Consider the following 25436-nt stretch of genomic DNA (forward strand, 5'->3'; position numbering starts at 1 on the left):
AGGGATGAATGGTTTATGAATGACACCCTCAAGAATTTGTATGAGACCGTTTTAAGCCGTAGGGACAGCCATACGGAGGGGTCTTATACCTGCTACCTGTTTGAGCAGGGGTTGGATAAAATCCTCAAGAAATGCGGAGAAGAGTGCAGCGAGGTGATTATCGCGGCCAAAAACGGCGAAAATCACGAGACGGTGATGGAAATTTCCGACCTGCTGTACCATTTGATGGTCTTGATGGTGCAGTCCGGCATCACCTTGGAAGAAGTAGAGGCCGAATTGGACAAGCGCAGCAACAAGACGGGAAATTTGAAGAAATTCCATTCGGTTGATAAAAACAGCTGAAAGAAGGCTGGGTTCCGCAAAATTTTGCGGAACCCAGCCTTTTTATCGCTTTCAGCATGACAAAACCCCCGGTTCTACCGGGGGTAGGTAAAAAAACCTTGGCAAAAGAAAAAGTAAAAAAATCGTTCGTTCTTCAAAGGAAAAAGAATGGTACGGAGGTTCTGAAAGGAAGGCGGGGATTTTCGCGAAAAGTGTCCCTCTCGCAGAATGCTATGAAGTACCAAAGAGAACTGGTTTACCAGTAGCAGGGCAAACGATGCGATGATATTTTTCAGTACCCTTTCCAGGGGTCAGCAAGTACTGACCCCTCTGGGGTCTGAGCAAACCACTAGTTTACTAGTGGTTGTGATTCGTGGATAGCAAAAACACTCCGTTTGTCTTAGCCAGAGCCTTGCCCCAATTTTTCACGTGGGATCAGATGAAACCGATTAAAAGTTAAAGGAGGTTATCAAATGCAACATAAAGTCAAATTGACCGTCATTGATAAAAAGTTGTACCCTGAATTACAAGCACAATACTGTGCAGATCCCCATGCGGGTGCATGTCCTTTGCTATAATGTCGGGGATGAATTCATCTTTGAACGCTATGGGATTGCCGACGATATATCACGTTCCGCAAAGAAGCTTTCAGTATAGTAACCGACTTTCAGGTAGTCCTGTCCCATGCGGGACATATCTTTTGATAACGCCTCCTCCCATCACGGTGGCGTCACTGGGGTGTAAAATTGTCTCTCATTATTTTCTGACTTATGTGGAAATTTCAGTGGGGCTATGATAGAATAGGGCCATCAAGCTATGGGAGGAGCGCGGAGGGAATGGGACTTTTCAAGAAGAAAATCACCGACCAGCTTTACGCCGGGTCGCAGTTTTTCCAGAACGGCCGGGTGGCCGGTAAACCCAAGGACCGCCGGGACTTTTATGCGAAGGCCATTGAGGCAGCTCGGAAAAGCGACAATACAGCCGTCAGGAATGCGGACATAGAAAATTATATCTGCTTCCTGCTCACGGATACGGGCCCCAAGGCGGATCTCGGCCTTGTGCGGCGTCTCATCGCCCAGCAGGAACCAGAGGAGTTCCGGAGGGACATTTCCGCTTGGGTGGATGAGATGGAGCGCTTGGGTATAGGCAAGGTGGGCGACAGCCGCCAGGAGATGCAGGACTTCCTGCTGAAGGCCGCGGGAAATGGCAGTTTCGTCGCGGCGGACATAGGCTGGCGGGTCTACGGCACGAACAGGTACTCCCTGGGCACAAGGGGCGGCGAGTTTGAAAAGGCATTTATCGAGGCGGCCTTCTCGGGGTACGGCCCAGCCGCTGCCGTCTTCTTGGCCCGGGAAAAACAACGGGCGCAGAACGGCGACACGCCACACCAGCTTAAATTCTGGGATGAGTTCGTAAACGTCACCCTGGCGGGTTCCCGGCCCTTGCCTCCGCTGCCGGAGAGCCTTGGAAAACTGGATGAGGCACGGCGCCTGGACGAGAGCGTGGTGCAGGCTACCAAGGTAGCTCTAACAGAGGAGTGGGACCAGATGCGCCGCCGCCGGGACCAATTGCTCTCACGGATATCGGAGCTGGAGGCATGCGCCCTCCGGGACGAGGGCCCCACCATGGACGAGGTCTTGGAGGAGATAAGCTGCTTTTGCGACTGGATACTGGTGCGGGAGGAGATGTACAGCTTTTCCCGGGAGAACAGGGGGATCACGCTGGAGGGCTCCGATGAGGAGAAGTTCAGCCACTTTGAGGGCATGGCCTGCCGGGCACCTCTGGAACCCTGGTCCCGACCGGATTACGGCCGGGAGGCGGAGACTCTTTTCCGCCGGGGCCGCTCCCTGGAACACCAGGCCCGCAGGTTCCCGGAGATAGTGCGGCTATACCGCCAGGCTGCGGAGTTGGGCCACGGAGAGGCCATGTACAGGCTGCACTCCATGGGATCCTTCTGGCCCGGCGCCACAAATGGTTGGGACAGCATCAAATACGACCCCGCCAAGTTCGGCTGGCCCATGGCCGGCAGTTGGCGGCACCCCATATGGAAGAGCGACGATATGGCCTGCGTGTTCCAACTGGCCCGGCAGGGAGATGTCGAGGGAATACGCCACATCTCCGAGATGCTCATCGACCTGCGGCAGAAGTATCGGGGCGATACCACCGGGATATACAAGGCCGTGGACTGGGAGTGCGAGACGATAATGGACCTGCAGATGGAGTACACCGGGTTACTGTCAGACATGGGTGACACGGAGGCCGCCTTCCACTTGGTGTGGCTGCATTTCTTATACGATTCCGAAAAGCTCCAACGCCGGTTCTGGGGCACCGCCCGGAACCGCTGCCAGAAGGAACTCTTCCGCCGGGGCGGCGGCTTGGGCTGTTACTTGGCCCCCTGCTACAACGATGTGTTCGGCATAGCCTCGGAGGACAGCCTGGCCGTGGCACGGAAGGCCGAGGAGATGGGCCTCACCGGCGCCGTGGAGGCGCTGCGGCTCCATTTCGAGTCCATAGAGCAGGCCGCCCGGGCAAACGAGGCCCAGCGCCAGGCCTACCAGCGCATGGCCATGGTGGAGGCCCGCAGAGAGGCTGTGGCCCAAGGTATGGACGAGTACAGAAGCAAGCTGGACTGGGCCGAGCGTGCCCACTCCTACGGCACCGGCGGCTCCGGCGTCACCCGCGAGGAGGCGCACATCTTAGGGGAGGTCTCCACAGAGCAGTACACTCGGGAACGCTTAATACGCAGTGAGCTTGAGGACAGCCAGCGAAGGAAATTGGAGGATGCGTTTGACTCCTCCCACGGCTTCAAGGATGACTAAGGGGCGCACTCATAATGATTAGATTAAAGCCGTCTCGACACCGGCTGTATTATGGAGGTAAACTATGGGACTTTTCAGAAGAAAGAAACCCACAAAAGAGGACGAAGGCTGGAAGTACTACAAAATGGCTTTGGATGAGAAAGGCCGCAACACAAGGCTGGAGCTGGAGTATACCCAAAAGGCCATAGAGCTGGGGGAAAGGCACGCTATGTGCCATCTGGCCTCCTACTATCTTGACCACTGCTCCACTGACAAGGAGAAGGTCCGGGAGGCAACCCAACTCATGGAGCAGGCCGAGTCCATGGGTGCGCTGCTCGAATGCCGGCGCATTGGCTACGCCTACGCCTTGCAGGGGCTTTACGATAAGGCATTCCCCCGCTATCTCAAAGGGGCCGAGGAGGGCGACTCCTTCTGCCAGTTCTGCACCGGCCTCTATTACAAAAACGGCCAGGGCGTGGAACAGGACTACGCCAAGGCCATCTACTGGTATGAGAAGGCCGTGGAGAATAAGGAGGTACTCGCTTTCAATAACCTGGGGCTGATGTACAAGGACGGCCTGGGTGTGGAGAAGGACAATGCCAAAGCCCTGGAGCTTTTGAAGATGGGTTCGGAGCTGGGGAATCACACGCCCAGCGGTAACCTGGCCTTTGACTACTACAAGGGTGAGGATCCCTGCCCGCAGGACTACGAGAAGGCCCGCCACTACGCAGAGCTGGGACTATCCCAAAGCAAGGGGAAGAACAAGAACTGCCGCTATGTGCTGGCCATGCTGGAGTGCGACGGCCTGGCAGGCATCCCCTGCAACCCATGCAGCGCCTACGACAAGGTCCAACAGCTGGCCCGGGAGGAATATAAGCCCGCCTTGGATGGAGGCGTGGGATACTGTCTCATAAAGCGCAGCGACTGGGTGAAGGCCCGCCGCCAAGAGGCACGGAACATGATGGCGGATCGCCCGGAGGAGGCCATCGCCATACTCCAGGAGTTGCGGGACTTGGGTTTCTGGCAGGTGGAGAAGGACATAGAGGCCTACGAGAACATGAAGGCCCGGGAACGGGCTCTGGAGCAGGACGATATGTACAAAAAGGCTCTGGAGGCAAACGATGTCAACGCCATACGCCAGGCCGCGGAGCATGGCTCCCCACTGGCCTGCGCTGATATGCTGGACCGTTACATGAAGGACCTGGAGCAGTCCGGCGGGAAGCCCGGCTGGGAGAGGGAGATAGGCCGGTACTTCCGCTACTGCAACACCTGCACAGAGATCCTTGGCGAGCAGCGTTTCACGGACATACGTGAGCGGCTCTCCCAGCGGGTGCTGGAGCACTGCCAGGAACTCTTGGACATGGAGGACGCCTGGAGCGCCTACATGCTGCTGAGCCAGCTGGACCAGCACAGCAGCGCCGACCTGATGCGCCTGCGTGTCAAGGCCGCGAGAGCACTGGACGATCCTGAACTGCTGATGCGCAGCCTGAAGGCCCTCTCCCTGTGCCAGGACGCCGGCGAGGATGAGCGGCGGGAAGCCGACAGCGAGCTCACGACGCTGAAGATGAAAAACGGGTAATCCTTGGAAACACCGCGTCATCGCGGCGGCATAAAGTCCCCGGCCGGAGGGAGGGTCCTCCGGCCGGGGATTCTTATTAGCATCTCTGTTTGTCAGTCGTTAAGTTAGTCAGTTTTTGATACTTCCTTATCGGCATTAACAAGATGAAGAGCGCCTTGTTGTTGCTTTATTATAGGAAGATGCTGCAACCATGTATTTAGCGATCTAAGTGTAGGAAAAATTTGTTTTATAAATCAATGGCACCCAGGTTCAGGGTTCGCTGATAAATGCGGCGCTGACGTGCCGTCTCCTGGGAGAGGCACTCCGCCTCCAAATCGTTTAGGGATTTTATGTGAATACCGGCCTCCTGCTGCTTAGAAGAAGAGAGCAGGCGGATTTCTTCTAATGGGATTCCGGAGAGATATTGAGAAATTTCATATTTCAAGCTTTCGAAACGGAAGGTCACAACGGCTTCTGTAATGCGAAAGGTTTCCGCCAATTCCCCTTTGAAATGCACAAAGTCTTGCCAGGTTTGCAATTGCGAGAATCGCTCTTTGATGCGGGGCAAAAGGAAGCGCGCGGGGAGCAGAAGCTCGGCAGCCCCTTCGTTCGCCTGCCATTCCAGGAAGCGATCTTGGTTTGGACGGGCGCGCTCAAAACAGTTAAAGGACTTTGCCGGACCGTCGCGGTGGAGCGTGACATGGATCAGCTCATGGCCGCAGGTGAAATTGTTTTCGCGCCAGGAAAGGTTCCCGTTGAGCAGGATAATATCCGGCCCGCCATCTGTGGAGAGGCAGGAAATCCCCTTTAGCCCGGGTGTTTTGAAGGGAGGAAACCCAAGGGCGAGGTTTGGAAGATTTTCGCACAAGGAGATGAGGTCCAAAGGCCCGTTTTTCTCAGAAATATTGCATTGATGGCGTAAAATGCGGATAGATTGGTAAAGTTCCGCTTTTGTACAATGCCGGTTCATTTTTTTGAATGTTTCCTTTTTAGTTTCCGGATCATATCGATGGCAATGCGGATGTCGTCCGGATCGATGTTGTTTTCCTGCGCTTCGCGGGCAAAATTGAAATAAACGTTGTTGAGCTGCCCTTCCTGGGGAGGAATCTCCCAACCCATCAAATAATCCGGTGTTACCTGGAGGACGTTCGCCAAGCAAGCCACCTTGTCCGCATTCAGGCTGGAGATCTCCCCGCGCTCCCAGCGGGAGATGGTTGCAGCGCTGACACCAACCGCCTGCGCAACCTTTTCCAGCGTGAGTCCTAAATCTAGCCTTCGGCTCTTTATACGATCCTTCCATTCCATACCCATACCCCTCCTTTGAGAAAACGCCCTTGCACATTCTGTGTGAAATGGCGCCCCAAATACGTACGTTTGTTTTCTTAATTATGGCACAGCTTTTACGGATTTGCAATGATTATTCTAAATTTTATCGGTTTTGTCTTGCTTTCTTTGCCAATTTATGTAATAATAAGAACCGTTGGTAAAAGGCAAGGCTACCTATTCGTGTTCAGAGTGGAGTTTTTTGAGAGTTTGTTCGGAAAGACTTGACAGAGCCGAAAAGTGTATGTATAATAACTTTTATGTAATTGAGTTACTATTAACCCCTGCCTTTCGGCGGATGGGAGGGAAAATAAATGGCTGAAATCAGAATTAAGGACAATGAGTCCCTGGAAAGCGCGCTCAGAAGATTCAAGAAGCAGTGTGCAAGAGCGGGTGTCATTGCTGAAGTTCGCAAGAGAGAAGCTTATGAAAAGCCTTCTGTCAGGCGGAAGAAGAAGTCCGAAGCGGCCCGTAAGCGTAAGTACAGATAAGCGTTTACTGGAATGAATTTCACAAAAAGCGGGCTGTAAGCCCGCTTTTTTAACGTCCAAGGAAGTGTCTGCCCGATGCTTCTTTCCCAAGCGGAGGTGCCCGATGGCTTTGCTTTTGCCCACAGTTGCAGTAGAAACGCTTTTGGATATCACGCCGGAGCTGCTGGCCTCGATGGGGGTGGATACCGTCCTTTTGGATGTGGACAATACTCTGGCTTATCACGGCTCCCAGGAACCTTTCCCAGGGACGGTCGAATGGACGCATGAACTGCGCAGCAGAGGTTTTCGTGTGATGATTCTATCCAATAATTTTGCAAAGCGTGTGGCGCCGTTCGCTGAAAAGTATGATTTGCCGTTTCTGTCCTTTTCCATCAAGCCGCTCCCCATCGCCTATTTCCGGGCGATCCATAAACTTGGGGCGCGCAGGGAAAAGGCGGTTGTGATCGGCGACCAGGTTTTTACCGATGTGGTGGGAGCGAACCTTTCCCGGATGAAATCCATATTGCTCACACCGCGCGGGGAGGAAAAAGGGTTTTCCATTCGCGTTCGCCGGACGCTGGAGCGGCCGGTTCGCCGGCGGATTGCACGGCAGTCGGAGAAAAAGGGGGGAGACGTATGAAACGGGTTCTGGTGATTTTGGGTCCAAACCTCAATATGGTAGGCGTTCGGGAGAAGGGCGTCTATGGGGATGAGACAGCGGAAAGCATCAATCTACAGATCTTGGAGCACGCCCAAAAATTGGGATATTCGTGCGAGATCTTCCAGTCCAACCATGAGGGGGACATCATTGATAAAATCCACGCATGCCGGGGAAACTATGACGGCGTGGTGCTGAACGCGGGCGCTCTGACCCATTACAGTTATGCCCTGCACGACGCAATTGCCTGTGTACGGATTCCGTTTGTGGAAACGCATATGTCCAATATCCACGCACGCGAGGAGTTCCGTCATAAATCGGTGATCGCGGATGTGTGCGCGGGGCAGATCTGCGGCTTCGGGAAGTTTAGCTATTTTTTGGCGCTGGATGCGCTTAAGAACCTGATGTAATCGGGGAAAGACGAAAAATATGTCTTGAAAAATAGCAGGAAATATTATACACTTAAAGATAGTAAATTAGTTATTGGAGGATATGGTCATGATATCTGCAGGAGATTTTCGAAATGGCGTGACGTTTGAGATGGATGGCAACGTAGTTTCCATCATCGAGTTTCAGCACGTGAAACCCGGCAAAGGCGCTGCTTTCGTCCGCACCAAGATTCGCAACGTCATCACAGGCGCCGTCACGGAAAAGACCTTCAACCCGAACGATAAATATCCAACCGCTTTTGTAGAGCGCAAGGACATGCAGTATCTGTATAGCGACGGAGACCTGTACTATTTCATGGATTCCGAGACCTTTGAGCAGATTCCGATCAACAAGAGCGTTTTGGGCGATAACTTCAAGTTTGTCAAGGAGAATATGGACTGCAAGGTTCTCTCCTATAAGGGCAACGTGTTTGGCGTAGAGCCGCCGAACTTTGTCGAGCTGGAAGTTGTCAAGACTGACCCGGGCTTCAAGGGCGACACCGCAACCAACGCGACAAAGCCGGCAACGCTGGAGACTGGCGCGGAGATCAAAGTCCCGCTCTTTATCAATGAGGGCGAGAAAATCCGCATCGACACCCGCACGGGTGAATATATGGAGCGCGCGTAACGCACAATACATTGGGACTCTTTTCAAGGAAGTGTCGGTTTCGATGCTTCCTTGTATGCACTTTTTTGCTTTTGGCCGCGAAAGCGGTGGGAAGAATTGATTTGATTGAAATTAAAGGAGGCACAAGTCATGACGAACACTGAGAAAGTTGCGTATATCCGCGGTTTGGCAGAGGGCCTGGAGCTCGACGACAGCAAGAAAGAGGTCAAAGTTCTCAACGCGATCATTGATTTACTGGACGATCTGGCGATGTCCCTGGCGGATCTGGAGGATGGCTATAGCGATATGGCAGACCAGCTCGACGCGGTTGACGAAGACTTGGGCTCGCTGGAAGATGATTTTTATGGAGACGATGAGGATGACGAGGACGATGAGGACACCTGTTATTATGAGGTAACGTGCCCGAATTGCCATGAAACGATCTGCCTCTCCGAGGATATCATCGAGGACGGTCAGATGGATTGCCCGAATTGTGGCGAGACGCTGGAGTTCGACATCGACGAGTGTGACGATGACGGATGCGATTGTGGCTGCGAGAGCTGCAACGAATAAAGCTTACATGTTGGAAAACGGCACCGTATCTGTTTAAGCAGGTACGGTGCTTTTTCAAATAGATTGCAATTCTTGAAAAGTTTTCCACAAATGCGCAGGATTGCAGATGCTTTTGTGGGACAAAAGGAGGAATTTTTCATGAAATGGATCAAACGGATTGCCGCTATGGCGTTGACGCTTTGTATGCTGGGTACAACTTTGACCGGTTGCGGGTCCCAGACGGAGGAAACTGCCAGCCAAGCGCCGGAGAGTACACCGGCTTCGTCTTCGGAGGCCTCTGAAGAGCCTTCCAGTACGCCGGCTGAAAAGATTACGATCAACATCGCCGCCCAGAAGGGCCCGACTGGACTCGGCATGGTCAAGCTGATGCAGGACAGCGAGGACGGCAGCACCGCCAATACGTATAATGTCACCATCGCTTCTTCCCCGGACGCCGCGGTCTCCATGATCTCCAGCGGGGAGGCGGATGTCGCAGCATTGCCGACCAATACGGCGGCGATCCTGTACAACAAGACCTCCGGAAACGTGCAGCTGGCGGCGCTCAATACCCTGGGCGTGCTCTATGTGGTGACAAACGGCGAGGAGGTCAACAGCATCGAAGACCTCCGGGGGAAAACGGTTTATTCGTCCGGGCAGGGCGCAACGCCGGAATATGCGGTGAATTACATCCTCTCGGAAAACGGGATGGAGCCTGGTACGGACGTCACGGTCGAATATAAGGCGGATCACAGCGAGCTGGCGGCCAGCATCCTTTCGGGCGATGCCAAGATTGCCGTCTTGCCCGAGCCGTTCGTGACGCAAGTGACCACCAAGGACCCGAATGTCAAGGTCGCGCTCAACCTCACCGACGAGTGGGACAAGGTTGCTGGCGATAAGAGCGTTTTGACCATGGGATGCCTGGCGGTCCGTAAGGATTTTGTGGAGCAGAACAAGGAGGCTTTTGACGCCTTCCTGGAAGAGTATAAAGCGTCTGTTGATTTCACCAATAGCCATGTGGAAGAGGCGGCCGAGCTCTCGGAGAAATACGACATCATGCCCGCTGCTGTGGCAGCGAAGGCCATCCCGAACTGCAATATCGTCTATATGGATGGGGACGAGATGAAGCAGAAAATGCCGGACTTCTTGAATATCCTGTATACAGCCAACCCGAAGTCGGTCGGAGGAGAATTGCCGGGTGAAGATTTTTACTATACCAAATAAGAGCAATTCCCCAAAGAGGAGCCGGGCGGCGGAATGGGGGCGGAAGTGCTTAGCAGCCCTGTTTTGGCTGGCGCTCTGGCAGGTTTTATATTTGGCCGTTCAACAGGAGATACTGATTGTATCTCCTGTTCGCGCATTCGGACGACTCTTGGAGCTCGCTGGGGAAGCAGAGTTCTGGATCACGGCATTCTCATCCATGCTGCGCATCGTTTCCGGCTTCCTGCTGGGAGTGACGGCCGGCACCCTTTTGGCCGCGCTGACGTCGGTGTCGCGCCTCTTGTACGACGTATTCCACCCGATGATCAGCATCGTAAAGGCGACGCCGGTGGCATCCTTCATTCTGTTGGCATTGGTTTGGATTGAATCCCCCTATGTGCCGGTCTTTACCGCATTTTTGATGGTGTTGCCCGTCGTCTGGGGAAACGTATCCAATGGGATCGCCAAAACAGACCGCAACCTGCTGCAAATGGCGGAGGTCTATCAATTTGGGATTGCAAAAACCATCCGCCGCATCTACCTGCCGTCCATTATGCCGTATTTCACCGCCGCCTGCACAACCGGCATGGGGCTGGCCTGGAAAGCGGGCGTTGCCGCAGAGGTTCTTGCCAATACAAAGCGCTCCATCGGCGGCAATATCTACAATGCAAAGATTTACATCGAGACGGCCGACCTCTTTGCGTGGACGGCCGTGGTGATCGTCATCAGCGTCCTCCTGGAAAAGCTGATGATGCGCCTGATGAAAACCGTTGGGAAAAAATACAACCTTTCGTGAGGAAAATGCATGAAATTGACCATTCAAGATGCCTGTAAGTCCTATGAGGGGCGCCCGGTCCTGGAACAGCTTTGCCTGGAACTCCCGGAAAAGGGGACCGTCTGCCTGTTTGGGCCTTCAGGTTGTGGCAAGACCACGCTTTTCAATTGCATTGCCGGGCTGGAAAAGCTGGATTCCGGCGCGATTTTGGGGATGGAGGGACGCAGAGTCGCGTATATGTTCCAGGAGGACCGCCTATTGCCCTGGATCAATGCACGCGAGAATGTGGAAGTGGTCCTGCGGCATCCGGATGAAAAACAGGCCCAAAAATGGTTGGAGGCAGTCGGCCTGGGGGAGGACGGCGGCAAGCGCCCGTCGGAGTTGAGCGGCGGCATGCGGCAGCGCGTTGCGCTTGCCCGTGCGCTGGCGTTCGGCGGCGATGTGATCCTCTTGGACGAGCCCTTCCGCGCGCTAGACCCAAAGACGCGCCTGCGCATGGAGGCGTTGGTGCAGGAGCACAGCCGGGAGGCGCTCAAGCTTTTGGTGACGCACGACCGGGAGGAGGCGCAATTCCTGGCGGATCAGATCCTCTATTTAGAGGGGCCGCCCTTGCGGGTTGTGCGCAGGGAAAATCCGTCCGACCGGCGGGACGGAGCATGAGGCCGGTTCCATTTTGTTGAGATTTGGAAGAAAATGTTCCTTTTATCGGAAAACTATGCTATAATCGAAAACAGACCCTTTTGAGAAGATGGGCCGGCAGCTGTCATCTGGCAAAGTACGGATTTAATAAAGATACGGCGCTACAACGCTGTGGATCACTCTATTGTGGGGGAATGGTAATGAGACAAAAGAGGGCCAATATTTGGTCAGCCCTGCCTCAGGTGCTTTTTGACATCGTTTGGGTGTATTTCAGCTATTGGATTGCTCTGATGCTTCGGTTTGATGGAAAGGTCCCGTGGTGGGAATTTGAGTATTTTCAAATACAGATCCCGTGGGCAACCTGTATCTGCCTGGTGGTCTTTTTTCTATGCCGGTTTTATACGACCATGTGGCAATTTGCCAGCCTCGATGAATTGATACAGATTTTCTTCGGGGTGTCCATCTCAAGCGTTTTGATTGCAGTGATGGGATTTACTATGGCGAGTCCCGTATTTCATACGAACCGCCTGCCGATCCCCGTATATTTGATGGGATGGGCGTTGATGTTCCTGTTTGTGGGCGGTTCGCGCTTCTCCATCCGCCTGTGGCACCGCCGCAAGCGCAGGCTCTCCCAGCAGGATAGCGAGGAGTTCCACCGCGTGATGGTGGTGGGCGCCGGGGAAATGGGCTCCATGGTTATCAAGGACATGAAAACCGCACCGGAGAGCAAAGGCATTCCCGTTGTGGCGATCGACGACGATAAGAGCAAGCGCGGGACGCGCATTCACGGCGTGAAAGTGGCGGGCGGCCGGGAGAGTATCCCCCGCATGGCCGGACGCTACAACGTAGACCAGATTGTTTTGGCGATTGCCTCTGCGAAAAAAGAGGACCGTCAGGACATTTTGAGCATCTGCGCAAAGACCGGCTGTAAGCTGAAAACCGTCCCGGCGCTTTATGAGATCTTGGAAGGCGATATGGAGCACCCAGCGGTGCGCGATGTGGATATTCTCGATCTTTTGGGCCGCGACGAAGTTGACCTCAATGTGGAGGAGATCAGCGGCTATTTGAAGAACAAGACGGTGCTGGTCACGGGCGGCGGCGGTTCCATCGGCTCTGAGCTTTGCCGCCAGATTGCGCATTTCCACCCAAAGCGCCTGATTATCTTTGACATCTATGAGAACAATGCCTATGACCTCCAGAACGAGCTTCTGATGAAATTCCCGAACTTAAATTTGGAGGTATTGATCGGTTCCGTGCGCGACCGTGCGCGTGTCGAGCATGTCTTTGAAGTGTGCCGGCCCGATGTGGTCTTCCACGCCGCTGCGCACAAGCATGTTCCCCTGATGGAACTCAGTCCGGGCGAGGCGGTCAAGAACAACGTGTTCGGGACGCTCAACGTGGCGCAGGCCTGCGATAAGTACGGCGTGAAGCGCATGGTGATGATCTCCACGGACAAGGCGGTCAACCCCACCAATATCATGGGGGCTACCAAGCGCATCTGTGAGCTGATTATCCAATATTGCAGCCGCCACAGCAAGAACACAGATTATATGGCGGTTCGCTTCGGCAATGTCTTGGGAAGCAACGGAAGCGTGATCCCGCTGTTTAAGCGCCAGATTGCGGCCGGGGGTCCGGTGACGGTCACGCATCCGGATATTATCCGCTATTTCATGACGATCCCGGAGGCGGCCCGCTTGGTGATTCAGGCCGGCGGCATGGCCCACGGCGGGGAGATCTTTATTCTCGATATGGGCGAGCCGGTCAAGATCGTGGATTTGGCGCGCAACTTGATCCGCCTTTCCGGGCTGGAGCCGGATGTGGACATTAAAATCAAATATACCGGCCTGCGTCCGGGCGAAAAGCTCTATGAAGAGCTTTTGCTGGATAGCGAGGGCGGTTGCCAGAAGACGTCGCACCAATTGATTTATATTGGAAAGCCCATTCCCTTTGATGAGGAGACTTTCTTGGCAGATCTGGAAAGCCTGCGCAAAGTTGCCGGGGTGGACAATGTAAAAATGGTCGAGCTGGTACACCGGCTGGTGCCCACCTATACCGGCCATGCCGAGCGGAGCGATGCGCTGGCAGCCGAATAAAATAATTTCTAACAAAATTGAAAGAATTTGGATGCCTCCCTTGTATTATGGATATACGGGGAGGCATTTTTTGTAAGGATTTCCTTTTTATAAATCCATGGATTTTCCTTGAATTCTATTCCATCATCGCCTATAATAGACATCATGGGAGAGAATTCTAAAGGTTATGCCTAAAATTTGCCCATATTTTGAGCTTTACATAGGAAATCGAGACAAATGTTTCCCAAGGACCGAGAAATCCATCAGAAAAGGAGCGTACGCACGTGAAAAAATGGAGAAAGACCGCGGCGGCTGTGCTTGCAGCAGCGATGTTATGCACGACCGCCGCTTGTTCCGGTTCCCCACAGCAGGTGGAGGATTCCGTTGTGACAAGCAGTTCTGTCAGCAGCGAGACGGCATCGGAGAGTAGTTCTTCTGCGCTGACAGAGCCAGAAAGCGCCCAGGAGCCGGAAAGCAGCCAAATCGCCCAGGCTACGGAGGAAGATTCCTCCGCGCAGGCCCCCGCAGCACCAGAGGATTCGCAGCCGCCCGTAGAGACAGAAAGCAGCGAATCTGCGCTGACGGAGGGGACGGTCAGCAGCCCTTCCTACAATGAACCGGCAGCGGCAACCCCGGTTGTTCAGGAAGAGGAAATGCGTGCGGTATGGGTTCCATTTCTCAGCCTGGATATGACCAAGGAAACGGATAAGAGCTATACGGCTTTCCAGAAGAAATTCAACGACATTATTGCCAAGGCGAAGGCCAGCGGCGCGAATACGTTGGTCGTGCATGTACGTTCCCATGGCGACGCCTATTATCCCTCCAGTTATTATCCGTGGACCCACTTCCTCAGTGGGACACAGGGGGTAGGCCCGGGCTATGACCCGTTGGCGTATATGGTTTCCGCCACCCATCAGGCGGGGTTGAAGTTCCACGCGTGGTTTAACCCGCTGCGCATCAAAGCGGGCAACTACCCACCGGTGGTCGCTTCCAATAGCCCGTACAATCTTTGGAAGAGCGACCCGACCAAGGCAAACTGGACCTTCACGCACAATGGCTCCATTTATATGAATCCCGGATATTCTGGGGTGCGCGATTATATTGTAAACGGGATTAAGGAAGTCGTTCAAAAATACGATGTAGATGGCGTACAGTTTGACGATTATTTTTATCCGTTTAATGTGAATTCTACGGACGTCACGCTGGACCAAGCCGCCTATCAGCAGAGCGGTTCCACGCTGTCGATCGGTGCGTGGCGGACGCAGAACATCAATAGCCTGGTTTCCTCCGTCTATAAGATGATTAAGGAGACCAAACCCAATGTTGTCTTTGGGATCTCCCCGCAGGGGAATATCACCAACGATCTCAACGCGGGCGCAGATGTCTACACCTGGTGCAGCCAGCCCGGTTACATCGATTATATCTGCCCGCAGATTTATTGGACGTACGACCATCCGACCGCGCCGTTTGAGACGCTGGCCAAAAAGTGGAAGAGCCTCGTGACAGCGGACAATGTGAAAATGTACATAGGCTTGGCGCTGTATAAGGCGGGAACGGATTCCAATGGATGGGAAAAGGCGGATAATATTATCGCCCAGCAGATTCAGACCACGCGCAGCTTGGACTGCGATGGGTTTATGCTCTATTCGTGGGCATATCTGGACAATCCACAGACGGCAAAAGAGATGGCAAATGTGAAAAAACTCCTGAACGGTTAAAGCTCAGAGGTAGGGAAAACGGCCCGTCTACAGGAAACCCCTGTCGGCGGGCCTTATGAATTTATAAATCATTACAGTCTTTTTACAAATAGAGCAATTTGTGGAAGTATATGATATAATGGCCTCACAGTACGGCCCAAATGGAGAAATTCCGTGCTTTTTATCGAGCGGTTGGCCATTGCGGAAACTCCTGAAAAAGTAGGAAATATTCTGGCGGGACCGGCGGGAATCCGGCGGTTTCGCGCATGGGGAGAGATACATGAGCCTAATCAATGTAAAAGACATTCGTAAGGTTTACCGGGTGGACGAGGAAAAAATTGTCGCGCTCGGGCGGATCAATTTGCGGATTGAACAGGGCGAAATCTGTTGTATTTTGGGTACGTCCGGTTCGGGAAAATCCACGTTGTTGAATATCATGGCGGGATTGGAAAAGCCCACAAAGGGCAGCGTCTTTATTGCGGGCAAAAACGTCACCCAGTTTACAGAAAAGCAATGGGCACTGTTCCGCCAGCGAAACATCGGCTTTGTGTTCCAGTCTTACAATTTAATGCCCACGCAGACAGCGATTGAGAACGTCGCTATGCCGTTGATGTTTAAAGGCGTCAACAAACGGACGAGGACCAAGGAAGCGGTCCATATGCTGAAAGCTGTGGGTTTGGGCAGCCGGATGATGCACCGCCCTACGCAGATGAGCGGCGGCCAACAGCAGCGCGTCGGCATTGCAAGGGCGTTCGTGGCAAAGCCAAAGATTGTTTTTGCCGACGAACCGACCGGGAATTTGGACAGCAAGACAAGCCGCGGCGTTATGGAAATTATGGTACGCATGGCGAAAATACATCATGAAACCTTGATTATCGTGACGCACGACGTCAATATTGCGAAATATGCCGACCGGATCATCAATTTGCACGATGGAAGCATCATCAGTGACGAGCCGAACCAATCTATTGTCTCCTTGGATGAGGAGAAAAAAGAACCGGCTTCTGCGGCCGTGAATGAATAAGGAGGAGCTTTATGAACAGGTTTGTAAAACAGGGGATTTCGCTGTTTACTATGCTAGTGCTGCTTTCCGCCATGCTGGCGTCCGCGGCGCCTGTTTTTGCAGCAGATGAAGAGTATGAACCCGATCCGGTGGTTTATAGCGATAAGCAGACGGTAAGCAAAAACACGCCCTTTGAGGCTACGTTCGTCTTTGACCACTCGAATTATTCTTCGTCGGCCAGGGTTGAAGAGATCGAAATCGACGTCAGTAGCGTCACCAGTGCCATTTCTTTGGGAAAAAAGAGCTACACAACGGATAAGAACGAAATCCTTTGGACAAACGACACCGACATTGAACTGCCGACTTCATCCGATGACGACGGCACAACAAGGGTGGATTTTGGCTATCAGTTGACAATCCCTGAGAAATATATGAAGCGTGTCAACGACAAGGCAGGTACGTTGCGCTTTAAAATTTCTTATTACGATAAAAATGGAAGCCGGATCAATTCCTTTACCGTTCAGAAGACAATTTTTGACCCGGTTGGCGACGGGACGAGTTCCGATGAGGAGGAAGAGGAGGATAAGCCCATCCTGACGGTGACGTCTTATTCCACCGACCCGGCCAGCGGGATTAAAGAGGGCGACGCCTTTAACCTCAAGGTCACAGTGAAAAACAACAGCAGTGTGGCTTGCAACAACATCGTAGCGGCGTTCGACAATGCGAATGCTCCGGAAATCACCATGCGTGGTGCGATGGACACGTTATATATCGATTCGTTGCCCGCACAAGCCACTGCAACATTAACCTATCCGCTGGTCTGTGAAGCCAAAATGGAGTCAAAGAGTTATCCCCTTTCCATTAAATTTACTTCCAGCGATCTTGCGGCAGATGCCAGCGTTGCTCCCCGCATGTTTATTCCGGTGACGGGGACAAAGGTCAGCACAGAGGAAGAAGCGAGCTCGAATTCCAGCGTCCCACAGATCATTATTGAGAGCTACGACTACGGCGGGATGGCAGTGACAGGCGGAACGGAATTCATGCTGACAATGAATTTCCGCAATACGAGCCCGGATATCGCCATCGAAAATCTGAAGATGACCGTCTCTTCCGCGCCGGATGGCGATGAGGGTGTCGTCGCGTTTACGCCATCCCGCTCTTCGAACACATTCTTCATCCAGAATGTGAAGGGTGGCGGCAGTTTCCAGGAACAGATCGCCCTCTATCCGAAGGTGGACGCAGCGCCAAAGTCTTACGGTGTGACGGTCGACTATACATATGAAGCAGTGGTGGACGGGGTCCGCAAAGCGGACCTAAAGGGGACGGAGACGATCTCCATCCCGTTGACACAGCCCGACCGTTTTGAGATCAACCAGGTGGATCTCTTTGGGCCGATCTATATGGGGGACCAGGGGCAGCTCAGCATCAGCTATGTCAACAAAGGGAAAAGTACGATTTTTAACTTGGCGGTCGATCTGGAGGGGAACTTCACTTCCGAGGATATGTCCACTTATATTGGCAATGTGAATTCCGGAACAGGCGATTCGTTTGAGGCTTCGCTCATGCCGATGGATGTGGGAACCATGGCCGGTACCGCGACCTTCACTTATGAAGACGCCAACGGCGAAACCAAGGAGATCAAAAAAGAATTCTCCTGCGACGTGATTCCACTGCCTGCCGATATGGGAGGGGTGGTTCCAGAAGGGGATATCCCAGTCGATGGGGACCCTTCGGCAACGGCGGGCCCTCCCACCTGGGCGATTGGCCTGACGGTTGGCGGCGGAGCGCTTCTTCTGATTGTCATCCTCGTCTTTATCCGCAAGAAGCTGAAGGCAAGGAAACTCCGGATGCTGGAAGCGGAGGACGACTACGACGATGATCCTTTGGATGGCAGTAAATGACCGTACAGCAACAGAATGCCTCACCATTGAGAAAGGAGGGGCCTCGCCTTGAAATGGAAAGATATGATCGGCATGAGCTTGAGCAATTTGTTTAAGCGTAAAGTGCGTACTTTGCTGACGGTTGCCGGCGTCATTATCGGCACATGCGCGATCGTTGTAATGGTTTCCTTTGGCATCGGTATCAATGAGAGCATGAATACCATGATGGAGGGGATGGGCGACCTGACAATCGTCCAGATCAACAACTATAATCAGACGCCGGAGTCTACCCCCCTCGACGATGACATGATTGCAAAAATTGAAGCGATTCCCCATGTGGTAGCTGTCACGCCGGTGTATACGCTGGATTGGAATGCAGTAACGATCAACAGCGGAAAGTATGCCTATCAGGGGCAGATCTATGGCGTCAATATGAAATCCCTCGCAGATTTTGGTTATACGGTACAGGAGGGTTCGCTGCCCGGCGATGACTTTGAAGAGAATATGATTTTGTTTGGGTGGTCGGCGCTATATAACTTCTACAATACGAAGAAGACCAGCAACAATATGATTTTTGCCCAGCCCGATGCGACCGGAACCATTCCAGACCCTTATGTGGATCCGATGAAGGACGAGTTGGAATTGGTCATCAACGAGATGCAGGGCAACCTGGATGAGGGGACGAGCACGACCACTGCGAGTAAAAAGCAGAAACCGATCGAACTCAAATGCATCGGTGTGATGGGCGACGACTGGAGCCGGAATCCACCGCCGGGATATGCGGTGTTTATGGATGTCAGCTTTGCGAAAAAGCTGCAGGAACAGTACAATAAGATTAATGATGTTGATACGACAAACACGAAATCCAGCTATGATAATGTAAGCGTAAAGGCTGAGAGTGTGGAGTATGTTGCAGAAGTTGAAGAGGCTATCCAGGCATTGGGTTTTGCAGATACCTATAGCATGGAAAGTATCCGCAAACCTTTGGAACAGCAAATGAGCACCATCCAGATGATTTTGGGTGGTTTGGGTGCCATCTCTCTGCTTGTAGCGGCATTAGGTATCACCAATACCATGATTATGTCTATCTATGAACGCACAAGAGAAATTGGCGTGATGAAGGTTCTGGGATGCGTGGTTGGGAATATCCGCACCATGTTCCTAGTGGAGGCCGGTACAATCGGCTTTATGGGGGGCATCCTGGGATTGGCGTTTAGCTATGGCATATCGTTTGCAATCAACTCCTTCGCGGCTGCGGGGAATAGTATTTCTTTGGGCGGGATCGTTGGCGTTGGGGTCACTGGTTCCAATGTATCCATTATCCCCGTTTGGTTAGCGTTTGGCGCGCTGGTGTTTGCCACGATGATCGGTTTGATCTCTGGATTTTACCCAGCCAACCGCGCTGTAAAAATCAGTGCGTTGACGGCGATTAAGCAGGAATAATTTCACAGCATGATTTACACGAAAAGCGGACGCAGTTTTGTTGACTGCGTCCGCTTTTTGCATGGTTTAGGAGATGTGGGAGGAGATTACCTTGTGTTGATGTTGCTTGCGTCCGCTGCGACTTCATAGCCGAGCGTATTGAGTTGATGTTCGATTGCGTCGTAAGACGTGCCGGAACTGTCGTAATCCACGGCCACCAGATTGTGGGAAGGATTCACGCTGACGGAAGTTACGCCGTGCAGCCGGTCCAACCCGCGCTTGATCTCTTTTAAATCGTGTTTTCCATTCACACGTTCCACAATCATATAAGCGCTTTCCCTTGGCATCTTCATCACCTCAAAAGTAGCTTTCCCGAATCGATTGTGGATATGACGCGGCAGGTTTTGGAAACAGAGATAGGAGAAAGGGCGTATCTAACTAACGGGAAGGTTTAAAGCACTCAGAGCGAATCAATCTGTTTTTGTATGGTTTCCAAGAGTCACAAATGGATGCTGTCCTGCATAAAATGGTTTGAATCCATTCAAAAGGGGGACAAGATGCATGAAAGGAATTGATATCAGCCACCATAACACGGTCGATTGGGAAGCAGCCAAACAGGCGGGCCTGAAATTTGCCATGCTGCGTTGCGGCTATGGAAGCGACCTGAAGGAGCAGGACGATCGAAATTTTGAGGCGAATGTAGAAGCTTGTGACCGCCTTGGAATCCCATGGGGCGCCTACTTGTATAGCTATGCGTTGAATACAGAAAACGCCAAGAGCGAGCTGGCACACCTTTTGCGCCTATTAAAAGGGAAGAAGCCGCTTTTTCCGGTCGCTATTGATATGGAGGACGGAGACGGCTATAAGGAGAAACACGGGATGCCTTCCCGTCAAACACTCACCGACATTATTCGCACAGTCTGTGCAGGTTTACAGGAAGCCGGGTATTTGGCTGCCTATTATGTCAACAAAGACTGGTACAACCGGATGATTTATCCGGAACAGCTCTCGGAATATGTGTTTTGGTATGCGCGTCCCGGCGTCGAAAAGCCGGATGAAGCATGTGCGCTTTGGCAAAACGAGATTATGTCCACGGGAGGCGAATGGCCGGGCGTGGAAACCGATGGAAAAAACGGTTCGGATACCGATATCAGCTTTCAAGATTTTCCAACCCTTGTCAAAAACAAAGGGTTGAACGGATGGAAAATCGAAAACCCGGTTTCGATTGATACAACGATGGATGTGCATAAAGCCCGCGGGCAATGGTACGGTGTAAAATGTTCCGCCGCAGACCCATCTAAAATTGAACTCTACGCCGGTACGCCGGACATTGTTACGGTGATCCCGGTGCGGCGTACACAGACCGAGCAGTTTTTCCTGGTGGTTCCCATTGGGCAGCCGGGGCAATCCACTGGGATCTGGACCCGCTATGGCGGGGAAGAAGATACGGCGGCCCGCAGGTTCGTTTTCTGGATCTCTTAATAAGGAACAGGCCCTATGCTTTCGCGCATAGGGCCTGTTGTGAGATTACCAAAAAAATTTGGAAACTCTGTGCAATTGGTGCAATTTCTCCAAATGCGTACAATCTGCTATTGAAGCGCTATTTTAGGTGGAAAAATCTATTTAGCCATATGCTTTTTCGAGAGGATGAATGGAATTTTATCATACAGATTACAAACAGCAAGCGCAGGGATTGTGATTAAAAACCAAAGGATGGAAAAAGGGAGGCAGACTTGCCCCATAATATTCAATGGTAGATGGGAATAGTCCCAAACATCCTGTTTCCATGCAACATTGACAATTAAACCAATCGCGAATTCCACAGAAGTGATAATTCCAGAACCAGCACAGCATTTTACGGCCAGGCATTTTCCTTTCATAGAACGATTACAAATGCGGTCGATCAAGCAAAGGCAAATTCCACCGGCTACGGACATCGAAAGATCGGTATGCCCACGGCACAAAATTTCCAACATCGGGTAGACAGAGCCACCGGTTGCAAATAAGAGTGCGTTTTTCTTCATTTGTCTTTTGCGGCCTCCTATTCCGTTAGATCATCCATAGTTGTTTACAAAATGGACAAAATTATACAGTTCTCACGCTTGCGATTCTCTAAAAAAACGGTATAATGGATTTTAGAATATTTTATTCGGCCGGAGGCCAATAGGGAGGCCACCTGGCGGCCGTGAAAGGAAGGTTTGTATGATAATTTTCAGCGCGCCGGATTATAATGGAATGAGCCGGAAGGCGGCAAATCTCATCTCTGCACAAGTGATCTTAAAGCCGGATTCTGTGTTGGGCCTTGCCACAGGTTCTACGCCTTTGGGCGTGTATGCGCAGTTGATCGATTGGTATAATAAGGGAGACGTCGACTTCTCCAAAGTGCGCAGCGTAAACTTGGACGAGTATTGCGGCCTTGCACCGGACCACGAGCAAAGCTACCACTATTACATGAAGGAGAACTTCTTTAAGCACATCAATATCCATTTGGAAAATACCCATGTGCCGAACGGCTTGGCAGAAGATGTGGCGGAAGAAGGCCGCCGCTATGATGCGTTAATTGAGTCCCTGGGCGGCATCGATCTCCAGCTTTTGGGAATCGGCAATACGGGCCATATCGGCTTTAACGAGCCGAGCGAGAGCTATATCAAGGAGACCCACCGCGTCACGTTAAACCAGAAGACGATTGACGCCAACTCCCGGTTCTTTGCCAGCAAAGACGAAGTTCCGAGATATGCGGTTACAATGGGCATTGGTTCCATTATGAAGGCAAAGAAGGTCCTGCTGGTGGCGAACGGTGCTGGCAAAGCGGAGATCCTCTATCAGTCCCTGTTTGGGCCGATTACCCCGGAGGTGCCGGCGTCGATTTTGCAGGTCCATCCGGATGTTACCATTGTGGGCGATGAAGAAGCGATGTCGGTCATCCGCGAGAAGTGCCCGGAAATGATTTATTGAGAATTTCAGTCGCGTTGTTTATAAAGAAGCCCCTTTCACGGAAATTCCGGTTGAAAGGGGCTTCTTCATTGTATGGGAAAAGAAGGTTCCTGAAAGCGTCCGGTTTTAAAGCGAGCGGTTGCAAAATGTCAGTTGTTTCTTCAAATGGAAAAATTTCTGTTTTTGGCTGGCAGCAGAAAACGTTTGCCTTTATCCGCAGAAAATGATAAAATGATGTATATCTGATTTTAGCAAAGCAATGCGAAAAAGCAGCAGGAAGCGCGGAAAATGGGGGAATACGAAATGATCTCAGTCATCGACTATGGTGCCGGAAACATCCAGAGCGTGATAAAAGCGTTCCACCATATAGGTTGCGAGGTGCAAGTGACCGCAGACCGGGAAGTTATCAAAGCGTCCGATGCGGCAATTTTGCCCGGCGTGGGCGCTTTTGGCGATTCTATGAATTGCCTGAAGAATGCAGGGTTGGTCCAGCCGGTACTGGACTTTATTGAAAGCGGAAAGCCCTTTTTGGGCATTTGCTTGGGCTTGCAGCTCCTTTTTGAGGGAAGCGAGGAAAGCCCCGGCGTGCGCGGCTTGGGTGTTTTGGAAGGGAAGATCCTCCGCATCCCAGCGGACCGAGGGCTAAAGGTGCCGCATATCGGGTGGAATTCTTTGGAGCTTCGCAGCCAGAGCGGCCTTTTTGCCGGGCTGGAAGAGGATCCGTATGTATACTTTGTGCATTCCTACTATCTCCATGCGGACGATCCGAGCGTTGTCTCGTCGACGACGGAGTACGGCGTGCGGATTGACGCTTCAATTCAGCGGGGAAACCTATTTGCCACGCAGTTCCATCCGGAAAAAAGCGGGCGGACGGGCCTCAAGATGTTGCAGAATTTTGTCGCGCGGATCGACGCGGATTGAGGAGGAATGGCACATGTATGCAAAGAGAATCATCCCCTGCCTGGACGTCAACAACGGAAGAGTGGTGAAGGGCACCAACTTCGTCAACCTGCGGGATGCGGGGGACCCGGTAGAGGCGGCAAAGGCCTACGATGCGCAGGGGGCGGACGAGCTGGTGTTCCTGGACATCACGGCCTCCGCACAGGCGCGCAATATCATCCTCGACATGGTCGCACAGGTGGCGGACAGCATCTTCATCCCCTTCACAGTCGGGGGCGGAATCCGCACCGTGGACGACTTCAACGCGCTGCTGCGTGCTGGAGCGGATAAGGTATCCGTCAATTCAGCGGCGATCCGGAACCCTTCCCTGATCCAGGAGGCGGCGGAAAAATTTGGAAGCCAGTGCGTGGTGTGCGCAATCGATGCAAAGCGCCGTCCGGAAGGCGGCTGGACGGTTTATTTAAACGGCGGCCGGGTCGATACGGGTCTGGATGCCGTCGAATGGGCGAAACAGGCAGTCGATCTGGGGGCGGGGGAGATTTTGCTCACCAGCATGGATTGCGACGGCGTCAAAAACGGCTACGATTTGGAATTGACGCGGGCGGTGTCCGATAGTGTCAATGTCCCGGTGATCGCTTCCGGCGGCGCCGGTGCAATGGAGCATTTCTATGACGCTTTCACGGCTGGACATGCAGATGCAGTTTTGGCGGCCTCTCTGTTCCACTTTGGAGAGATCACCATCCCGGATCTGAAAGCGTATCTTGCTGGGCGTGGGATCTCCGTGCGCCGGTGATATTTCCTGGTTTGATGGTTCCTGTGCGAAACGGCCTTTCAACCGCTGTCCCGCACAGGAACTTTTTGTTTTTTATCGGATGGAATTGCGATAATCCGGCAGACAGCGGCATAAGAATTAGGGAAGACCGAACAAGTCCATTGGACGGTTTGGATTCCCGGGCGCCAAGGGCAATTGCCGCAGCCTCCGCTCCGGGAGCAGAACGAGGAGGGAGATTACAGATGAAAGGCAAACGAATTGCGGCGGGGCTGCTGGCCGTTCTGCTGATTGGAATGTCCGTGCCGATGCGCGCCGCATCCGCGCTTTCCGAAGAAGAAGTCAAAGCGCCTGCCGCTGTCCTGATGGAAGCACAGACCGGAAAGGTGTTGTATGAAAAGAATCCGCATGAGAAACGCGCCTGCGCCTCGATCACCAAGGTGATGACGCTGCTGCTTGTGATGGAAGCGTTGGACGCGGGCAAGATCGCTCTGACCGATACGGTTACAGCGAGCGCCCATGCCGCGTCGATGGGCGGGTCGGACATCTGGCTTAAAGAAGGGGAGGCCATGTCTGTGGACGACATGCTCAAGGCGACCGTCGTTGCCAGCGCCAATGACGCCGCGGTTGCTTTGGCCGAATATGTGGCGGGCAGCGAGGAGGAGTTCCTACGGCAAATGAACGAAAAAGCGCAGGCCCTCGGCATGGCGGACACCACCTTCAAAAACTGCAACGGATTGGATGAGGAAGGGCATCTGACCTCCGCCTATGACGTCGCGGTGATGTCGCGGGAGCTGATGAAGCATAAAAAAATCTTCGATTATACGAAGATCTGGATCGACTATGTGCGGGACGGCCAAACGCAGCTGGTCAATACGAACAAGCTCATCAAGTCGTATCAGGGGATCACCGGCCTGAAAACCGGTACAACCGGCCAGGCGGGAAGCTGCATCAGTGCAACCGCAGAGCGCGACGGCGTGCAGCTGATTGCGGTGGTGCTGGGCGCTGCGAACACAAAGGACCGGTTTTCCACCGCTTCCACCCTGTTGGACTACGGCTTTGCCAATTGGTCCGTCGCTACGCCACAGGTGCCCCCGGAGGCCCTTGCGCCTATTCCGGTGCTCAACGGAATGTCCGAACAGGTGGAGACAACCGTCACCGCCGACGGCGTGATGCTGATTCCCAAAGGAAAGGATGCAGAGATTCAATACCAGATTTCGGTGGGGGAAAACCTGACCGCTCCCGTTGAGGAAGGGCAGGTGTTGGGAAAGATCACCTGTATCCTGGACGGCGAGGTCCTCAAGGAATACAACATCCTCGCCAAGACTTCGATCCCCGAAATTACCTTTTCTTCTGTGTTCCAGCTTTTGTTCCGGCAGCTTGTGTCCATGTGACTTCGGTAGGGCCGTGCCCTTCTTCTAAGGGTACGGCTT

25 protein-coding genes are annotated in these 25436 nt (G+C 52.9%); 21 read left to right on the forward strand and 4 right to left on the reverse strand.

All coding sequences use genetic code 11. The annotated features are described in order from the left end of the window. Window positions 1–15: 15 nt before the first annotated feature. The 3 genes from hisE (at window position 16) to I2E77_RS10850 (ending at window position 4698) form a co-directional block, all read left to right on the forward strand. Window positions 16–342, forward strand: a complete 327-nt coding sequence (gene hisE / locus I2E77_RS10835) for a phosphoribosyl-ATP diphosphatase (RefSeq protein ID WP_087229275.1) — start codon at window positions 16–18, stop codon at window positions 340–342. A gap of 815 nt (window positions 343–1157) precedes the next feature. Next, on the forward strand, window positions 1158–3140 hold the full coding sequence (locus I2E77_RS10845) for a hypothetical protein (protein ID WP_191362496.1): 1983 nt from the start codon (window positions 1158–1160) through the stop codon (window positions 3138–3140). A 64-nt stretch (window positions 3141–3204) separates the two neighbouring features. Then, window positions 3205–4698 (forward strand): tetratricopeptide repeat protein, encoded by a 1494-nt coding sequence (locus tag I2E77_RS10850; RefSeq protein ID WP_195451215.1) that lies wholly within the window; start codon window positions 3205–3207, stop codon window positions 4696–4698. Between the two features lie 226 nt (window positions 4699–4924). Here I2E77_RS10850 and I2E77_RS10855 read toward each other — a convergent pair whose 3' ends face one another. Next, window positions 4925–5647, reverse strand: a complete 723-nt coding sequence (locus tag I2E77_RS10855) for an ImmA/IrrE family metallo-endopeptidase (protein ID WP_087229266.1) — start codon at window positions 5645–5647, stop codon at window positions 4925–4927. Next, window positions 5644–5982, reverse strand: coding sequence for a helix-turn-helix domain-containing protein (locus I2E77_RS10860; RefSeq protein ID WP_172749491.1), 339 nt, complete (start codon window positions 5980–5982; stop codon window positions 5644–5646). The genes I2E77_RS10855 and I2E77_RS10860 overlap by 4 nt, the downstream gene beginning before the upstream one ends. Window positions 5983–6314: 332 nt before the next feature. Between I2E77_RS10860 and rpsU the strand changes: the two genes are divergently transcribed. The 13 genes from rpsU (at window position 6315) to I2E77_RS10925 (ending at window position 19421) form a co-directional block, all read left to right on the forward strand. Beyond that, window positions 6315–6491, forward strand: coding sequence for a 30S ribosomal protein S21 (rpsU, locus tag I2E77_RS10865; protein ID WP_054324066.1), 177 nt, complete (start codon window positions 6315–6317; stop codon window positions 6489–6491). A 103-nt stretch (window positions 6492–6594) separates the two neighbouring features. After that, window positions 6595–7110 carry a YqeG family HAD IIIA-type phosphatase gene (locus I2E77_RS10870; RefSeq protein ID WP_191362493.1) on the forward strand — a complete coding sequence of 172 codons (516 nt, stop codon included), beginning with the start codon at window positions 6595–6597 and terminating at the stop codon, window positions 7108–7110. Continuing rightward, complete coding sequence (gene aroQ / locus I2E77_RS10875; protein WP_087229258.1) at window positions 7107–7538, forward strand: type II 3-dehydroquinate dehydratase; 432 nt, start codon at window positions 7107–7109, stop codon at window positions 7536–7538. Before I2E77_RS10870 ends, aroQ begins: the two co-directional genes overlap by 4 nt. 88 nt (window positions 7539–7626) lie before the next feature. Then, window positions 7627–8184: an elongation factor P gene (gene efp / locus I2E77_RS10880; protein ID WP_087229254.1), complete on the forward strand. Its 558-nt coding sequence runs from the start codon at window positions 7627–7629 to the stop codon at window positions 8182–8184. 129 nt (window positions 8185–8313) lie between these two features. Further along, window positions 8314–8736 carry a CD1247 N-terminal domain-containing protein gene (locus tag I2E77_RS10885; RefSeq protein ID WP_087229251.1) on the forward strand — a complete coding sequence of 141 codons (423 nt, stop codon included), beginning with the start codon at window positions 8314–8316 and terminating at the stop codon, window positions 8734–8736. A 138-nt stretch (window positions 8737–8874) separates the two neighbouring features. Further along, on the forward strand, window positions 8875–9936 hold the full coding sequence (locus I2E77_RS10890) for an ABC transporter substrate-binding protein (protein WP_087229248.1): 1062 nt from the start codon (window positions 8875–8877) through the stop codon (window positions 9934–9936). Then, the gene (locus tag I2E77_RS10895; protein ID WP_330608930.1) at window positions 9911–10708 is read left to right on the forward strand and encodes an ABC transporter permease; all 798 of its coding nucleotides are present in this window, start codon (window positions 9911–9913) and stop codon (window positions 10706–10708) included. Before I2E77_RS10890 ends, I2E77_RS10895 begins: the two co-directional genes overlap by 26 nt. A gap of 9 nt (window positions 10709–10717) precedes the next feature. Continuing rightward, window positions 10718–11347 (forward strand): ABC transporter ATP-binding protein, encoded by a 630-nt coding sequence (locus I2E77_RS10900; RefSeq protein WP_195451216.1) that lies wholly within the window; start codon window positions 10718–10720, stop codon window positions 11345–11347. 179 nt (window positions 11348–11526) lie between these two features. Further along, complete coding sequence (locus I2E77_RS10905; protein WP_087229239.1) at window positions 11527–13419, forward strand: nucleoside-diphosphate sugar epimerase/dehydratase; 1893 nt, start codon at window positions 11527–11529, stop codon at window positions 13417–13419. 263 nt (window positions 13420–13682) lie between these two features. Then, on the forward strand, window positions 13683–15116 hold the full coding sequence (locus tag I2E77_RS10910) for a glycoside hydrolase family 10 protein (protein ID WP_191395749.1): 1434 nt from the start codon (window positions 13683–13685) through the stop codon (window positions 15114–15116). Between the two features lie 259 nt (window positions 15117–15375). Beyond that, window positions 15376–16119, forward strand: coding sequence for an ABC transporter ATP-binding protein (locus I2E77_RS10915; RefSeq protein ID WP_191441247.1), 744 nt, complete (start codon window positions 15376–15378; stop codon window positions 16117–16119). Window positions 16120–16130: 11 nt separating this feature from the next. Next, window positions 16131–17999 carry a COG1361 S-layer family protein gene (locus tag I2E77_RS10920; RefSeq protein ID WP_087229230.1) on the forward strand — a complete coding sequence of 623 codons (1869 nt, stop codon included), beginning with the start codon at window positions 16131–16133 and terminating at the stop codon, window positions 17997–17999. Between the two features lie 48 nt (window positions 18000–18047). After that, window positions 18048–19421 carry an ABC transporter permease gene (locus tag I2E77_RS10925; RefSeq protein ID WP_087229227.1) on the forward strand — a complete coding sequence of 458 codons (1374 nt, stop codon included), beginning with the start codon at window positions 18048–18050 and terminating at the stop codon, window positions 19419–19421. 86 nt (window positions 19422–19507) lie between these two features. On the opposite strand, the gene I2E77_RS10930 is transcribed toward I2E77_RS10925, so the two are convergent. Further along, complete coding sequence (locus I2E77_RS10930; protein WP_087229225.1) at window positions 19508–19747, reverse strand: heavy-metal-associated domain-containing protein; 240 nt, start codon at window positions 19745–19747, stop codon at window positions 19508–19510. A 214-nt stretch (window positions 19748–19961) separates the two neighbouring features. On the opposite strand from I2E77_RS10930, the gene I2E77_RS10935 reads away from it, so the two are divergent. Beyond that, window positions 19962–20882, forward strand: a complete 921-nt coding sequence (locus tag I2E77_RS10935; RefSeq protein ID WP_195451217.1) for a GH25 family lysozyme — start codon at window positions 19962–19964, stop codon at window positions 20880–20882. 137 nt (window positions 20883–21019) lie between these two features. Here I2E77_RS10935 and I2E77_RS10940 read toward each other — a convergent pair whose 3' ends face one another. Beyond that, the gene (locus I2E77_RS10940) at window positions 21020–21424 is read right to left on the reverse strand and encodes a putative ABC transporter permease (protein WP_191362488.1); all 405 of its coding nucleotides are present in this window, start codon (window positions 21422–21424) and stop codon (window positions 21020–21022) included. A 178-nt stretch (window positions 21425–21602) separates the two neighbouring features. On the opposite strand from I2E77_RS10940, the gene nagB reads away from it, so the two are divergent. From nagB to I2E77_RS10960, 4 genes are all read left to right on the forward strand, one after another. Further along, window positions 21603–22355, forward strand: a complete 753-nt coding sequence (gene nagB, locus I2E77_RS10945; RefSeq protein ID WP_087229218.1) for a glucosamine-6-phosphate deaminase — start codon at window positions 21603–21605, stop codon at window positions 22353–22355. Window positions 22356–22637: 282 nt separating this feature from the next. Beyond that, a complete protein-coding gene (gene hisH, locus I2E77_RS10950) occupies window positions 22638–23255 on the forward strand; it encodes an imidazole glycerol phosphate synthase subunit HisH (RefSeq protein WP_087229585.1) in 618 nt (205 codons plus the stop codon). A 13-nt stretch (window positions 23256–23268) separates the two neighbouring features. Beyond that, the gene (hisF, locus tag I2E77_RS10955) at window positions 23269–24027 is read left to right on the forward strand and encodes an imidazole glycerol phosphate synthase subunit HisF (protein WP_087229215.1); all 759 of its coding nucleotides are present in this window, start codon (window positions 23269–23271) and stop codon (window positions 24025–24027) included. A gap of 221 nt (window positions 24028–24248) precedes the next feature. Then, complete coding sequence (locus I2E77_RS10960) at window positions 24249–25397, forward strand: D-alanyl-D-alanine carboxypeptidase family protein (protein WP_087229212.1); 1149 nt, start codon at window positions 24249–24251, stop codon at window positions 25395–25397. Window positions 25398–25436: the final 39 nt, after the last annotated feature.

The organism is Anaeromassilibacillus sp. 1001302B_160321_C8, assembly GCF_015554745.1.
Classification (GTDB): domain Bacteria; phylum Bacillota; class Clostridia; order Oscillospirales; family Acutalibacteraceae; genus Anaeromassilibacillus; species Anaeromassilibacillus stercoravium.

Coding starts and splice junctions, on each gene's coding strand:
- I2E77_RS10860 (WP_172749491.1), bottom strand. CDS start 5,982: ATGGAATGGAAGGATCGTATAAAGAGCCGAAGGCTAGATTTAGGACTC.
- efp (WP_087229254.1), top strand. CDS start 7,627: ATGATATCTGCAGGAGATTTTCGAAATGGCGTGACGTTTGAGATGGAT.
- I2E77_RS10870 (WP_191362493.1), top strand. CDS start 6,595: ATGGCTTTGCTTTTGCCCACAGTTGCAGTAGAAACGCTTTTGGATATC.
- I2E77_RS10920 (WP_087229230.1), top strand. CDS start 16,131: ATGAACAGGTTTGTAAAACAGGGGATTTCGCTGTTTACTATGCTAGTG.
- I2E77_RS10885 (WP_087229251.1), top strand. CDS start 8,314: ATGACGAACACTGAGAAAGTTGCGTATATCCGCGGTTTGGCAGAGGGC.
- I2E77_RS10935 (WP_195451217.1), top strand. CDS start 19,962: ATGAAAGGAATTGATATCAGCCACCATAACACGGTCGATTGGGAAGCA.
- I2E77_RS10905 (WP_087229239.1), top strand. CDS start 11,527: ATGAGACAAAAGAGGGCCAATATTTGGTCAGCCCTGCCTCAGGTGCTT.
- I2E77_RS10930 (WP_087229225.1), bottom strand. CDS start 19,747: ATGCCAAGGGAAAGCGCTTATATGATTGTGGAACGTGTGAATGGAAAA.
- I2E77_RS10915 (WP_191441247.1), top strand. CDS start 15,376: ATGAGCCTAATCAATGTAAAAGACATTCGTAAGGTTTACCGGGTGGAC.
- I2E77_RS10845 (WP_191362496.1), top strand. CDS start 1,158: ATGGGACTTTTCAAGAAGAAAATCACCGACCAGCTTTACGCCGGGTCG.
- nagB (WP_087229218.1), top strand. CDS start 21,603: ATGATAATTTTCAGCGCGCCGGATTATAATGGAATGAGCCGGAAGGCG.
- aroQ (WP_087229258.1), top strand. CDS start 7,107: ATGAAACGGGTTCTGGTGATTTTGGGTCCAAACCTCAATATGGTAGGC.
- I2E77_RS10960 (WP_087229212.1), top strand. CDS start 24,249: ATGAAAGGCAAACGAATTGCGGCGGGGCTGCTGGCCGTTCTGCTGATT.
- hisE (WP_087229275.1), top strand. CDS start 16: ATGAATGACACCCTCAAGAATTTGTATGAGACCGTTTTAAGCCGTAGG.
- hisH (WP_087229585.1), top strand. CDS start 22,638: ATGATCTCAGTCATCGACTATGGTGCCGGAAACATCCAGAGCGTGATA.
- rpsU (WP_054324066.1), top strand. CDS start 6,315: ATGGCTGAAATCAGAATTAAGGACAATGAGTCCCTGGAAAGCGCGCTC.
- I2E77_RS10890 (WP_087229248.1), top strand. CDS start 8,875: ATGAAATGGATCAAACGGATTGCCGCTATGGCGTTGACGCTTTGTATG.
- hisF (WP_087229215.1), top strand. CDS start 23,269: ATGTATGCAAAGAGAATCATCCCCTGCCTGGACGTCAACAACGGAAGA.
- I2E77_RS10850 (WP_195451215.1), top strand. CDS start 3,205: ATGGGACTTTTCAGAAGAAAGAAACCCACAAAAGAGGACGAAGGCTGG.
- I2E77_RS10855 (WP_087229266.1), bottom strand. CDS start 5,647: ATGAACCGGCATTGTACAAAAGCGGAACTTTACCAATCTATCCGCATT.
- I2E77_RS10900 (WP_195451216.1), top strand. CDS start 10,718: ATGAAATTGACCATTCAAGATGCCTGTAAGTCCTATGAGGGGCGCCCG.
- I2E77_RS10940 (WP_191362488.1), bottom strand. CDS start 21,424: ATGAAGAAAAACGCACTCTTATTTGCAACCGGTGGCTCTGTCTACCCG.